The 13,218-nt window shown below is 55.3% G+C and carries 12 protein-coding genes and 1 tRNA gene; 8 read left to right on the top strand and 5 right to left on the bottom strand.

The features are described 5' to 3' along the window. Window positions 1-31 precede the first annotated feature (31 nt). Both AC1RKG_RS15250 and AC1RKG_RS15245 read left to right on the top strand, forming a co-directional pair. Window positions 32-1,207, top strand: coding sequence for an MFS transporter (locus AC1RKG_RS15250; RefSeq protein ID WP_493183392.1), 1,176 nt, complete (start codon window positions 32-34; stop codon window positions 1,205-1,207). 243 nt (window positions 1,208-1,450) lie between these two features. Beyond that, window positions 1,451-2,245, top strand: coding sequence for an endonuclease/exonuclease/phosphatase family protein (locus AC1RKG_RS15245; protein WP_071844577.1), 795 nt, complete (start codon window positions 1,451-1,453; stop codon window positions 2,243-2,245). Window positions 2,246-2,307: 62 nt separating this feature from the next. Here AC1RKG_RS15245 and mltD read toward each other — a convergent pair whose 3' ends face one another. Next, window positions 2,308-3,693 (bottom strand): murein transglycosylase D, encoded by a 1,386-nt coding sequence (gene mltD, locus AC1RKG_RS15240; RefSeq protein ID WP_170868526.1) that lies wholly within the window; start codon window positions 3,691-3,693, stop codon window positions 2,308-2,310. A gap of 71 nt (window positions 3,694-3,764) precedes the next feature. Beyond that, window positions 3,765-4,520, bottom strand: coding sequence for a hydroxyacylglutathione hydrolase (gene gloB / locus AC1RKG_RS15235; RefSeq protein WP_493183390.1), 756 nt, complete (start codon window positions 4,518-4,520; stop codon window positions 3,765-3,767). Between the two features lie 44 nt (window positions 4,521-4,564). Here gloB and AC1RKG_RS15230 point away from each other — a divergent pair, with 44 nt between their 5' ends. Next, window positions 4,565-5,284 carry a class I SAM-dependent methyltransferase gene (locus AC1RKG_RS15230; protein WP_020825326.1) on the top strand — a complete coding sequence of 240 codons (720 nt, stop codon included), beginning with the start codon at window positions 4,565-4,567 and terminating at the stop codon, window positions 5,282-5,284. On the opposite strand, the gene rnhA is transcribed toward AC1RKG_RS15230, so the two are convergent. Beyond that, the gene (rnhA, locus tag AC1RKG_RS15225) at window positions 5,281-5,748 is read right to left on the bottom strand and encodes a ribonuclease HI (RefSeq protein WP_020825327.1); all 468 of its coding nucleotides are present in this window, start codon (window positions 5,746-5,748) and stop codon (window positions 5,281-5,283) included. The genes AC1RKG_RS15230 and rnhA overlap by 4 nt on opposite strands. 72 nt (window positions 5,749-5,820) lie before the next feature. Between rnhA and dnaQ the strand changes: the two genes are divergently transcribed. Continuing rightward, the gene (gene dnaQ / locus AC1RKG_RS15220; RefSeq protein ID WP_373417546.1) at window positions 5,821-6,561 is read left to right on the top strand and encodes a DNA polymerase III subunit epsilon; all 741 of its coding nucleotides are present in this window, start codon (window positions 5,821-5,823) and stop codon (window positions 6,559-6,561) included. Between the two features lie 157 nt (window positions 6,562-6,718). Next, window positions 6,719-6,795: transfer RNA gene (locus AC1RKG_RS15215), tRNA-Asp, on the top strand. A 46-nt stretch (window positions 6,796-6,841) separates the two neighbouring features. On the opposite strand, the gene AC1RKG_RS15210 is transcribed toward AC1RKG_RS15215, so the two are convergent. Then, window positions 6,842-8,302, bottom strand: a complete 1,461-nt coding sequence (locus AC1RKG_RS15210; protein ID WP_261156662.1) for an NCS1 family nucleobase:cation symporter-1 — start codon at window positions 8,300-8,302, stop codon at window positions 6,842-6,844. A gap of 166 nt (window positions 8,303-8,468) precedes the next feature. Here AC1RKG_RS15210 and AC1RKG_RS15205 point away from each other — a divergent pair, with 166 nt between their 5' ends. From AC1RKG_RS15205 to puuE, 3 genes are read left to right on the top strand one after another with little or no spacing between them, the layout of a single operon-like run. Beyond that, window positions 8,469-9,218 carry a GntR family transcriptional regulator gene (locus AC1RKG_RS15205; protein WP_493183387.1) on the top strand — a complete coding sequence of 250 codons (750 nt, stop codon included), beginning with the start codon at window positions 8,469-8,471 and terminating at the stop codon, window positions 9,216-9,218. Continuing rightward, window positions 9,215-9,958, top strand: a complete 744-nt coding sequence (gene hpxA, locus AC1RKG_RS15200; protein ID WP_493183385.1) for an allantoin racemase — start codon at window positions 9,215-9,217, stop codon at window positions 9,956-9,958. The genes AC1RKG_RS15205 and hpxA overlap by 4 nt, the downstream gene beginning before the upstream one ends. A 19-nt stretch (window positions 9,959-9,977) precedes the next feature. After that, complete coding sequence (gene puuE / locus AC1RKG_RS15195) at window positions 9,978-10,916, top strand: allantoinase PuuE (protein ID WP_020825332.1); 939 nt, start codon at window positions 9,978-9,980, stop codon at window positions 10,914-10,916. Between the two features lie 60 nt (window positions 10,917-10,976). Here the strand turns inward: puuE and AC1RKG_RS15190 are convergent, their stop codons facing one another. Next, window positions 10,977-13,211, bottom strand: a complete 2,235-nt coding sequence (locus AC1RKG_RS15190) for a TonB-dependent siderophore receptor (RefSeq protein WP_020825333.1) — start codon at window positions 13,209-13,211, stop codon at window positions 10,977-10,979. Window positions 13,212-13,218: the final 7 nt, after the last annotated feature.

Raw genomic sequence — 13,218 nt, 5'->3', positions numbered from 1 at the left:
ATCAACCTGAACGCTATTTGGAGTAAAAAAGATGCCTCTCGCATTACTTGCATTGACCATCAGCGCCTTTGCTATTGGTACTACCGAGTTTGTGATCGTTGGGCTAATCCCGACTATCGCGGAACAACTGGGAGTGACAGTACCGTCCGCCGGGCTGCTGGTTACCATTTATGCTATCGGCGTGGCGATTGGTGCGCCGGTACTGACTGCTTTAACCGGCCGCGTACCGCGCAAGCTGCTGCTGATCAGCCTGATGGTGCTGTTTACCCTCGGCAACCTGCTGGCCTGGCAGTCGCCGAGCTACGAGTCGTTGGTCGTGGCCCGCTTGTTGACCGGCCTGGCCCACGGGGTATTCTTCTCCATCGGCTCTACTATCGCTACCAGCCTGGTTGCGAAAGAGAAAGCCGCCTCGGCGATCGCCATTATGTTCGGCGGCCTGACCGTGGCGTTGGTGACAGGGGTACCCTTGGGGACCTTTATCGGCCAGCATTTTGGCTGGCGTGAAACCTTCCTGGCGGTGTCGCTTATTGGCGTGATTGCCACGGTGGCCAGCGTCATCCTGGTACCCAACAACATTAAAAATCAGGCCAGCGCCAGCATTGGCGAGCAGTTTAAAGTGCTGACTCATCCACGCCTGCTGCTGATTTACGCCATCACCGCGCTGGGTTACGGTGGCGTATTCACCACCTTCACCTTCCTGGCGCCAATGATGCAGGAACTGGCGGGGTTCTCCGCCCCCGCGGTCAGTTGGATCCTGCTGGCCTACGGCATTGCGGTAGCGATTGGCAACATTTGGGGCGGAAAATTGGCTGACCGCCATGGTGCCGTCCGTGCCCTCAGCTTTATCTTTGCCGCGCTGGCCGTTTTGCTGCTGGTGTTCCAGTTCACAGCCAGCCATAGCATCGCAGCGCTGATGACGGTGGTGGTGATGGGCGTATTCGCCTTCGGTAACGTACCGGGGCTGCAGGTTTACGTGGTGCAGAAAGCCGAACAGTACACGCCGAATGCGGTAGATGTCGCTTCCGGTCTGAACATCGCAGCTTTCAACGTGGGCATTGCTCTGGGATCGGTCATCGGCGGTCAGACCGTATCCACGCTGGGCCTGGCGCAAACGCCGTGGATTGGTGCGCTGATCGTGCTGGTGGCTCTGCTGCTGGTGGGGGTTAGCGGGCGTCTGGATAAGAAGTGCCGGCAGCAATTGGCTTGATAGCAGCACCTTCCCCTTATCTGGCCCGCAAAATGCGGGCCTTTTCGCATTTATCATCGATCACCGCTAACCTTTACACACATATACTGTCAGAAGATTGAAATCCCTACCTCACGCCCCTATAACTGGAAAGGATATACCCCGTAAAAGCCATGCCGTCAGGTGAGGGCAGGCGTATAATCGATTCAATGTTGGCGGGAATGTCACCGTCAGTTTCATCCTAATGGGAAATAGGCGAATAGCGTGCCGAAACGAACTTATGCAATGAGGTATGTTGCAGGTCAGCCAGTTGAGCGAATTTTCCCTGGCGCCATTAATCAACCGCTGCCGCCCGGGGCTGCATTGCCTACGTCCGGCGCGTTGCGAGTGATGGTGTGGAACATCTTTAAACAGCAACGGGCAGACTGGCTCTCGGTGTTGAAAAGCTATGGCAAGGATGCGCAACTGGTCCTGCTGCAGGAGGCGCAAACCACGCCTGAACTGGTGAGCTTTGCCACGTCAAACTATCTGGCTGCCGATCAGGTGCCGGCTTTTGTATTGCCGCAACACCCTTCGGGCGTGATGACTTTGGCGGCAGCGCATCCGGTGTATTGCTGCCCATTACGCGAACGCGAACCACTGCTGCGGCTGGCCAAATCGGCGTTAATCACCGTCTACCCGTTGTTTAACGGCCAGCTTTTGATGGTCGTAAATATTCATGCGGTGAACTTCAGCCTGGGCGTGGACGTCTACAGTAAGCAACTGGGGCCGATTGGTGAGCAGATTGCCAACCACCACGGGCCGGTGATTATGGCCGGGGATTTTAATGCCTGGAGCCGCAAACGAATCAATGCGCTGTATCAGTTCGCCAGCGATATGGCACTGCGTGAGGTGAACTTCACGGACGATCATCGTCGTAAGGCGTTTGGCCGCCCGCTGGACTTTGTGTTTTATCGCAATATGGGCGTGGCGGAGGCTTCGGTGCTGGTGACCAGCGCGTCAGACCATAATCCGCTGCTGGTGGAGTTTCATCCCGAGGCGGACAAACCGCACTGGTGATTATCGTCCGTATTCAGACAATAAAAAAGCACCCCGAAGGGTGCTTTTTTTGTGCCGAAAATTTAGGTATCCGGCGACGACTTATCACTGACAAACAGGGTCAATTTCAGACCCGGTTGCAGATTGTTAGCCTTGGCTAGCGTTGAGTTCCAACGCATCACGTCGTTAATATCGACGCCGTGACGACGTGCAATACTGGCCAGCGAATCACCTTTGCGAACCTGATAGGTGATACTGCTGTTACTGCCGGTGTTGCTGGCCACTTGCAGGGTTTGCCCAACTTTTAAGGTGCTCTTGGCACGTAAGTTGTTCCAACTCTGCAAATCGCTGGACTTAATATTCAACCGCTTGGCAATGCCCGATACCGTGTCGCCGGAGCGAACCTTATACGAGCTACCGCCTGTCAAACCGCTATTCTTCGCCAACTGAGTGGTTGGCTGAGTCACTGCGATCTGGCCATCGGCCAACGAGTCTTTCAGCTGATCGGCATGACCTTTGGGAACCATAATGTAATGGGGCCCGTTGGGTGCCGTAACGCCTTTTTTGTAGCCTGGGTTATAAGCTTTCATCTTGGTGATTGAAAGCCCAGCCATCTCAGCCGCCTGAGTTAACTGTATTTGCTGCCCAACATCGATACGCGCCAGTGCACGGGTATTATCAGTCTTCGGAAGATTGATACCGTACTTCTTGCTGTTTTTAATGATGTCGCTCAGCGCCAGCATTTTCGGAACATAAATTGACGTTTCACGCGGAAGCGACAATGCCCAGAAATTGGTTGGCTTACCCTGGCGTTTATTCGCCTTAACCGCTTGCATGACACGGCCTTCACCACTGTTATAAGCGGCAACGGTCAGTAACCAGTCACCGTTAAACATGCGGTTCAAATACTGCATCATATCAAGCGCAGCAGTCGTCGAGGCGACGACATCGCGTCGCCCGTCATACCACTGGTTGTTTTTCAAACCATAATTGCGACCCGTTTGCGGCACGATTTGCCATAGCCCTGCGGCGTTGGCACTTGACGTGGCGTGTGGGTCAAAAGCGCTCTCCACTATGGGTAGCAGTACCAGTTCCATCGGCATATTGCGTTTCTTAATCTGCCCGACTATCCAGTACATGTACGGCTCTGCCCGTAATGTTACATCGTGGAGATAGCTCTTACTTTTTAGGTACTTTCTTTTTTGATCACGGATCCGGGAATTTTCCGGAACCTCCATCTTCAGCTCGTCGCTAATGAAGTTCCACAGGTTCTGTTGCGCGGCACCACTATTATTATCTAGCCACCGCGCCGAGCTCGCTCGACCATTCGCTGTGTACTCTCCTGCTTCACTCTCTTGACCTGCCGAAGACAAACTCTGTGCATGCTGTTCTGGGGCCGGTGCGTCCTGCCTGGACGACTGGCACCCCACTAGCAAGACTGAGGCGAGAAATATCGCTTTAGCCTTCATGTGTGTGTCAATGTAGTTGCTTAAAAGACGAGCAATCATACTTTGCTTCGTCAAATAACACAACTAAAAGCTCAGAAGTTGTCTTTTCGCAGGCGTAATTCGGAAAAAACCGAATGAAGGTGCTGTGGTGGCGAGTGAAAGCCTAATTTTATTTGTAAATCAGTGTCATGACAGCGTAAAAATAGGTTAATTTTACGCTCTAATTGTAGCTGAGTGGGGACGCTAGGCAGGCCTTTTGCCCGTAACGCTTCAACTTGTTGCTGATATGTTTCAATTCCTCGATCTTCCGGCAAAATAGCCCGCGCAAACTTAAGATTTGAAAGTGTATATTCATGCGCGCAACAAATTAAGGTGTTATCGGGAAGTTGCGCGAGTTGTTGAAATGAGTCGTACATTTGTTCTGCGGTCCCTTCAAACAGCCTGCCGCAGCCGGCAGAAAAAATAGTGTCTCCGCAGAAAAGATAAGGGGCGCTATAGAATGCAATATGACCCAAGGTATGTCCGGGAACCGCGATTACGGCGAATTTTCGGCCATCGATCTCGAGGGTTTCTCCGTCATGAACGATGTGGTTAGCGCCTTTGTCGGCAGTTTCCTGTGGCCCATAGACCTTCAGCCCAGGATAGCGTGCCACAATTTGCGCTACGCCACCGACGTGATCGTGATGATGGTGGGTCAACAGAATCGCGTCAGGCGTCAAATTCAGGCGTTCCAGCGCATCAAGCACCGGCTGTGCCTCACCGGGATCGACAATGATGCCGTGCCCCTGCTGGTTATCTAACAACCAAATGTAATTGTCCTGGAAGGCGGGAATACTGATAAGATTCATCTTGGACCTCTCGTTGGCAACGGCTTGAAAGAAGATAATAAATCATGAAACCAGCCCATACTCTACAAAAGCTCGCCAGCCCACAGTCTTGGGCCGAGTTGCCGTGGGGGGAATACTATCGTGAGGCGCTAGAGCGGCAGTTGCAACCCTGGTGGCCGAAGCTGTTTGGTTTCCACCTGCTGAAAATCGGTAATCTCAGCGCCAGTCTGGCAACGGATAAATGCGCCATTTCCCACCAGGTCAACGTCAGCCTGGAAGGCGATAACCTGCAGGTAGTCGCAGATGCTTACCAATTGCCCTTCGCCGCCAAGTCGGTAGATGCCTGTTTGCTGGCACACACGCTATCCTATGCTGACGATCCGCACCGCATGCTGCGTGAAGTCGATCGCGTGTTGATCGACGACGGCTGGCTGGTGATCAGCAGCTTCAACCCGTTCAGTCTGTTGGGGTTGGGGAAACTGGTGCCAGGGTTACGCCGCCGCCAGCCTTACGTCAGCCGGATGTTTACTCAAATGCGCCTGCTGGACTGGCTGAGCCTGTTGAATTATGAGGTGTTGCATCAGTCGCGTTTTCACGTGCTGCCGTGGCAGCGTAAGGGCGGGAAGTTTTTGTGCACCCATTTACCGGCGCTGGGGTGTATGAGCGTGATTGTGGCGCGTAAGCGCACTTTGCCGTTGACGCCAACGCCGATGAAGTTTGGGGCGCGAAAGCCTTCTCTCAGCCGCGCCGTCGGCGCGACCAAGAGTTATCGCAAGCAGCCTTAGTTTTCCGGCTTGTAACCCACGTCTTCCTGCGTTGGATTGCCGGCCGCCTCGCGTGCCAGTACGTCGCAGCGTTCGTTTTCCGGATGGCCGGCGTGGCCCTTGACCCATTCCCATTTGACGGTGTGGCGCTGAATGGCCAGGTCCAGACGCTGCCAAAGATCGACATTCTTGACCGGCTTTTTGTCGGCGGTCTTCCAGCCACGCTTTTTCCAGTTATGGATCCAACTGGTAATGCCCTGGCGTACATATTGGCTGTCGGTGCTGAGGATCACTTCGCAAGGCGTGGTCAGCGCTTCCAATGCGACAATCGCCGCCATCATCTCCATGCGATTGTTGGTGGTCAGGCGGAAGCCCGCGCTAAAGGTTTTTTCCGTCTGCTTATAGCGCAGTATGGCGCCGTAACCACCGGGACCCGGGTTGCCAAGGCAGGAGCCGTCGGTGAAAATTTCTACCTGTTTAAGCATCTCTGGTAGACTCTTCCTATCAGTTTTATAAAAGCCAAGTCTGACATAAACGAACGCTGTGAGCACTGCAATATGATCACTACAACCACCAGACAGATTGTCCTCGATACCGAAACCACCGGTATGAACAAGCTCGGGGTGCATTACGAAGGCCATCGCATCATTGAAATTGGTGCGGTCGAGGTCATTAACCGTCGCCCGACCGGTCGCCACTACCACGTCTACATCAAGCCGGATCGGCTGGTGGACCCGGAGGCCTATGGGGTTCACGGCATCAGCGACGAGTTCCTGGCGGATAAACCGACGTTCGACCAAATTGCCGATGAGTTTATCGACTTTATCCGCGGCGGTGAGTTAGTTATCCATAATGCGGCGTTCGACATCGGCTTTATGGATCACGAATTCCGCATGCTGCAGCAGGGCATTCCGAAGACCGATACCTTCTGCACCATCACCGACAGCCTGTTAATGGCGCGTCGCCTGTTCCCGGGCAAGCGCAACAACCTCGACGCCCTGTGCAGTCGTTATGAGATAGACAACAGCAAGCGTACGCTACACGGCGCATTGCTCGATGCCGAGATCCTGGCGGAAGTCTATCTGGCGATGACCGGCGGTCAGACGTCAATGGCCTTCCAGATGGAAGGGGATACGCAAAACAACAATTCGACGCAGGACATTCAGCGCATTGTGCGTCCGGCAACGGCAATGAAAGTGGTCTACGCCAGCGATGAAGAAGTGATGGCCCATGAGGCGCGTCTGGATTTGGTGGCGAAAAAGGGCGGCAGTTGCCTGTGGCGTGCGGAAGCGGAATAACGGTATTTTCGCCGTAAATAAACCGGGCGTTATCACCTTAGGGTTCCGTTAGCTGAAAAACTGTGCAAACGGTTCATTTGGTAAGAAAAAGGCATTGACGACATAGTGGCTCAACCGTAATATGCGCCTCGTTCCTCTCGCAAGAGAAGAACGGCGCGGAGCGGTAGTTCAGTTGGTTAGAATACCTGCCTGTCACGCAGGGGGTCGCGGGTTCGAGCCCCGTCCGTTCCGCCAACATTTAGAAGCCCTGAGTTAGTAATAACTCAGGGCTTCGTTGTTTTTAATCTTTGCTCAATTGCGTTTTGGCGAAGGTCACCGCCTGATTGGCTGCCCACTCCCGGCGAGCAATGATCCGATAACATCCCCCACCCAACGCTGCCCCGATAAACCAACTGAAGTTAGCCACCTGATGCAAACTCGGCGTGAAGCTGATCGCCAACCCGATAATCACTGAGGGTACCAGTGCCCAAATCGCATTCGGATTGAAGCCGTTTTTATACCAGTAACGGCCGCCTGGCGTGGCATTGTACAGGTCGTCGACGTGCAGTTCACCGCGTTTGATAATGTAGAAATCCACCAACAGAATGCCGAACAACGGGCCGATAAAGGCCGCTAATACGTCCAGCGTGTAGTGAATCAGCTCGGGTGACTGGAACAGGTTCCAGGGGGTCAACAGGAACGAGCCGACGGCGGCAATCATCCCGCCGGTACGGAAGCTGATCTTCTGCGGCGAACAGTTGGAAAAATCAAAGGCCGGCGAGACAAAGTTGGCCACGATATTGATGCCGATGGTGGCGACGATCATCGTCAGCAACCCAAGGGCCACGGCGATATCGCTGTCGAGGCGGGTGACGGTTTCGATCGGATCGGTGATCAGTTGCCCGAACAATGGCAGGGTGCCGGAAACGATCACCACGGTGACCAACGAAAACAGCAGATAGTTGAAGGGTAAACCCCAGCGATTGCCGCGCTGTACCTCAGCAAAACTTTTTCCGTAGCGGGTAAAGTCGCCGAAGTTAAGCAGCGGGCCGGAGAAGTAAGAAACCACCAGCGCGGTGGCGGTCAGCATCAGCCAGCCTTGCTCACCGGCACTCAGGTTTTTGCTCGCCAGAGTAAGGGAGAGATTAGAGAAACCTACGCGGTATACAATCCAGCCTGCCAGCGCGAACATCACCACGTAAACCGCCGGCCCGGCGATGTCGATAAAACGCTTAATTGCCTGCATACCGTGCCAAAACACCATCGCCTGCAGCAGCCACATGGTGATGTAACAAACCCAGCCAAGCTGCGACAGCCCAAGAAAATGCGGCAGGGTCATCGGTTCCAGCGACGGGAAGAATTTCAGCAGTGTGAGCATCAGCGCGTTGGAGGCCAGATAGGTTTGGATGCCATACCAGGCGAAGGCGATCATGCCGCGGATCACCGCCGGGATATTGGCGCCGAACACGCCAAACGCCTGGCGGCTTAATACGGCGTAGGGCACGCCGCCGAGCTGGCTGGGCTTGGCCACCAGGTTAGCGCAAAACTGCACGATGCAAATCCCCACCAGCAGGCAAATCAGGACCTGCCAGCTCGACAGGCCGAGGGCGAAGAAGCTGGCGGCCACCACATAGCCGCCCATGCTGTGTACATCGGACATCCAGAAAGAAAAAATGTTGTACCAGCTCCAGTTCTGGTCACGCGTTGGTGCCAGATCGTCGTTGCACAGCTTGGGACTGTAGTTTTCATTAGGGTTTGGCATAAATCGTGCTCCTCTCAAGAACGTCACCCGGATGTTGTTATCTGTTTTTTGGCAAAGGTTGCTGAGAGGGCTTTTGCAGGATCCAGGCCAGACTTTTCTTTTTTGTATACAAAATATCTTCATCTTGTATACGATTTGACTATTCAAGGGGACGGGGAGCAGAAAAATGGTCGGCACGACGATCGGTACCAACGCCGCGTGGCATGGGCAACAGGCCACTTATTTCATTGAAGATAAAGACGATCATATTTACAACTCGTTGGTGAAAGCCATTGTCGAACATCGGTTGCTGCCCGGCAGCAAATTGCCGGAAGAAGCCTTGGCCGAGACCTTCGGCGTAAGCCGAACCGGGATCCGTCGGGTGCTGCAGCGCCTTGCCGCAGTGCAATTGGTGACCCAACTGCCCAAACGTGGTGCACAGGTGGCTACGCCCGGGCAGGACGAGGCAACCCAGGTATTCCGGACGCGCAAGATGCTGGAATGCACCAACCTGCCGCAGGTGCTTGCCCACTGCGACGAAAAGCATCTGCTGGCGATGGAGGAGATCGTGGCGCAGGAACAGCAGGCGCACCGCGATCAGGACGGCGCTGCGGCGATCCGCCTGTCCGCCGCGTTCCACGTTCAACTGCAGGCTATCGCCGGTAATCAGGTGCTGACCGAAATGGTGTCGCAGCTCACTTTGCGATCGTCGCTGGCGATTGCCGTTTATGGTTCACCCTGGCAGCAGGGGTGTCGCTGCCACGATCACAGCGATTTGCTGGCGCTGTTGAGGGGGAAAGACAGCGCGGCGCTGGCAGATCATATGGTCCGCCATTTTGACGATATTGTGGCTAATTTACGGTTTAACCACGACGCGAATGAAACGCCGGATTTCGCCCATATTTTTGCCGACGCCGATCCGCGGGAGACGCTATGACAACTCGCTGCATTATTCAGGTCATCAATCCGAACACCAGCCAGGCAATGACCGAAACCATCGCCGCTGCGGCGTGTGCGGTGGCTGCGCCGGGCACCGAAATCCTGGCGGTCTGCCCGCAGGAAGGGGCGCCATCGATAGAGGGACATTTTGACGAAGCCATTGCTGCCATTGGCGTTTTGCAGCAGGTGAAAGCCGGCCGAGAAGCCGGTGTGAGCGGTCATGTCATTGCTTGCTTTGGCGATCCGGGTTTGCTGGCCGCGCGTGAGCTGGCCGACAAGCCGGTGGTCGGTATCGCCGAGGCGGCAATGCACATGGCGACGCTGGTGGCGACGCGTTTTTCCATTGTTACCACGCTGCCGCGCACGTTGGTCATTGCAAGGCATTTACTGCATCAATACGGTTTTGAGCGGCACTGTGCGGCGCTGCATGCGATTGATCTGCCGGTGTTGGCGCTGGAGGACGGCAGCGGTCGGGCTCAGCAAAAAGTGCGTGAGCAGTGCATCCGGGCTAAGCAACAGGATGGCAGCGGGGCGATTGTGCTTGGCTGCGGCGGCATGGCCGATTTGGCGCGCGAACTGACGCTGGAATTGGGGATCCCGGTGATCGACGGCGTCAGCGCCGCGGTAAAAATGATCGAATCGCTAAGCGCGCTCGGTCTGAGCACCAGCAAGCACGGCGATCTGGATTTTCCGCGGGCAAAACCTTTGTCCGGCATGTTCAGTCATTTTAACGGGTGATCGGTAAGGGGAAACAACGATGAGTGATTTCGCGTTCAATAAAGATTATCCCCGTGATTTGATCGGCTACGCCGGTCGTCCGCCGCATGCTCGTTGGCCTGGTCAGGCGCGCATCGCGGTGCAGTTTGTCCTCAATTATGAGGAAGGGGCTGAAAACAACGTGCTGCATGGCGACGCCGGCTCCGAACAGTTTCTTTCCGATATCATCGGTGCGGCCAGCTATCCAGAACGGCATATGTCGATGGATTCCCTTTACGAATATGGTTCACGCGCCGGGTTCTGGCGCATCCACGATGAGTTTCAGCGTCGCGGCCTGCCCTTGACGGTGTTTGGCGTGGCGATGGCGCTGGCGCGTAACCCGCAGGTGGTCGAAGCGATTAAAAACGCCGGTTACGATGTGGTCAGCCACGGCTGGCGCTGGATCCACTATCAGCAGATGGATGAAGTGACCGAACGGCAGCACATGCAGCAGGCGATGACGGTATTGCGGGATCTGTTCGGCCAGGCACCGCTCGGTTGGTATACCGGGCGGGACAGTCCCAATACCCGTCGTTTGGTGGTAGAGCACGGTGGCTTGCAATACGACAGCGACTATTACGGAGACGATTTACCGTTCTGGACCGAGGTGCAGTGCGCCAATGGTGAAACAAAGCCGCACCTGATCGTACCCTATACCCTCGAGGCCAACGATATGCGCTTTGCCTCGCCACAGGGGTTTAACACCGGAGAGCAGTTCTTTACCTATCTGAAAGACAGCTTCGACGTGCTGTATGCCGAAGGCGAGGAGTCGCCGAAGATGCTGTCGATCGGCATGCACTGCCGTTTATTGGGCCGTCCGGGCAAGTTTCGCGCGCTGCAGCGATTCCTGGACTATATCGAGCAATACGATCGGGTTTGGGTATGTCGACGCCAGGATATTGCTGACCACTGGCTGGCACAGCATCCTTTTAAGAAGTAAAAAAGGGCCGATGTGGCCCTTTTCGTTATGTTTGAGCGCAGGATTGCGCTCGGGCATGGATCAGAACAGTACGGAGTAGTTCAGACCAAAGGTACGGCCGCGGCCTTTATAGCTGTAAAGCTCGGGTGAGCCATAGGTCGGGCTATAGAGAATGGGTGCGCGCTGGCCCCAAACGGTGGTGTATTCCTTATCCAGCAGGTTTTCCACGCTGAAGCTGAGTTTACCCACCGGCAACGCGTAGCTGCCGAGGAAATCGATGGTGTTGTAGCCATCAATTTTACGTCCCTGGGTAGAGCCTGCCTTGGTGTAATCGCCGTCATCCGATACGTCGAAAGTCTGCTGTGACTGCAGGCGCAGGTTCCAGTCGCCCGGCGCCCAGCCGACATAGGCAGTCACTTTGGATGGGCTGGCGGTATCCACTACCAGCTTTTTCCATTCGCCGTTGACCTTGGTCTCGGAGCGGATGAAGTTAAAGTTGGTGCCCGCACTCCAGTCGCTGTCTTCGAAGAAGTAATCGACCGCGCCTTCCATCCCGTAAATACGGCGTTTGTCCGAGTTGACGTTAATGGTCATGTCGGTTTTGTTGATCGAAATACTCTTATCGGACAGGGAGTAGTAGCCGGCAATCTGCGTGCGCAGGTTATCGCCGGTGTAACGCCAGCCAAGTTCGTAGGAGTTAACCTTAATGCCTTCCAGCTTGGAGTCGCCAACGTTGACGCTTTTGTTCAACTGGTAGTGGCCGTTGTTCAGCGCATAGGTACCGTTGCCGTAATATTTGCCCGGATCCGGGATCTCGTAACCCTGCGAGAAGTTGATCCAGGTCTGCTGACGTTCGGTCAGGTGTGCCAACAGGCCGGCGTTGAACAGGGCGTTGTTGTAGTCCGTTTTCCCGCCCGGGATAGCATCAGCCGAGGTGGCGGCGCCGGTAGCGATAGCCTGCTGCTGGTTGTAGCCGACGAAGTCATCAATCTTGTTTTCGGTGTACTGGTAGCGCACGCCGCCGCTCAGGGTAAAGATAGGGTTGATGTCGTAGCTTGCCTGCAGGAAGGACGCCAGGTTGGTGGTGCTGTAGCCTGGGTAGCGCCCGGTGTTATAGGCGTTTTGCAGGTCCATACCGCCAGACTGCTGCGCTTTCGCCAGATCGAAGAACTGCTGGTTGGAGTTGAACGTCTCATGCTCGGCGTCGATGCCGTAGGTTAACGTCAGGGCCTCGATCGGCTTGCTGTTCAGCGTCAGTTTGCCGCCGTAAAAGTCGGTCTTTTGCTGGGAAGCGCCGATGCTGCTGACGTAATAATCCGGGGCTTTGCCTGCCAGCGTCGGGAACGGATAGAAGGTCAGCGACTCATCGCGATAGTAGACCTGCGCCACCAGATCCTGGCCGAGGAAATCGGTGTTGGAGTACTGCAGGTTGATCAGGTGGCGTTCGGTGCCTGGAATACGATCCGAATTGAGATTACCGCTGTTGTACGCCTTGGCGCTGCCGGTCACCGCGGCGAAATTTTCCCCCAGGAACAGGCCATGGTCGCCATCGGACTGGCTTTTGTAATACTGAGTGGTCAACTGCAACTGCTGGTGGTCATCGATATTGATAGTGCCGGTGCCCATCACGTCGAGGCGATCGGAATATTGCAGGCCGGTCTGAGTATTATCAATCAGGACTTCGTTGCCCTTGCCGTCATACCAGCCACCGTAGCGCTGATAGGAGACCGACAACCGGCCCGAGGCGTTGTCGTTGCCGCCGCTGACCGCTGCCGCTACGTTCTCGTCGTGGTCGGTGTGGCCGCCAAAGCCGGTTTTACCGCCGATCTGCAGTTCAACCTGCTGCTCTTTCTGGCCTTTTTTGGTAACGATGTTGATCAAGCCGCCGGTGCTGCCGCCGCCGTACAGCGAGGTAGCACCGGAGATCACTTCAATGTGATCGATATTAAAGGGATCTATCGAATCCAACTGGCGACTGTCGCTGCGCGATGAGTTCAAACGTACGCCGTCGATCATCACCATCATTGAGCGGCCGCGCAGGTTCATGCCGTAGTTGGTACGCCCCTGACCGCTGACGTCCATGCCCGGGATCAACTGCGCCAGCATGTCCTTGATCTCTTTGCCGCCCTGAACTTGCTGCTCAATTTCCTGGCTCTCAATCACCCAGGTGGTCTGCGCCATTTCTGCCACTGTACGGTGCGTACGGCTGGCGGAAACCACCATTTGCTCTTCGCTTTTTTGTTCTTCTGCCCAGGCCGTAGGGGCGAGCATCGCCAGCAGGCAAGGGTTTAATACCCAGAGGTGTTTGCGTTTCATCGTTATT

Source organism: Serratia sp. GW822-FHT06D09 (assembly GCF_058799515.1).
Note: the sequence above shows the minus strand (reverse complement) of the source record. Positions and strands in the feature narration are given on the sequence as shown.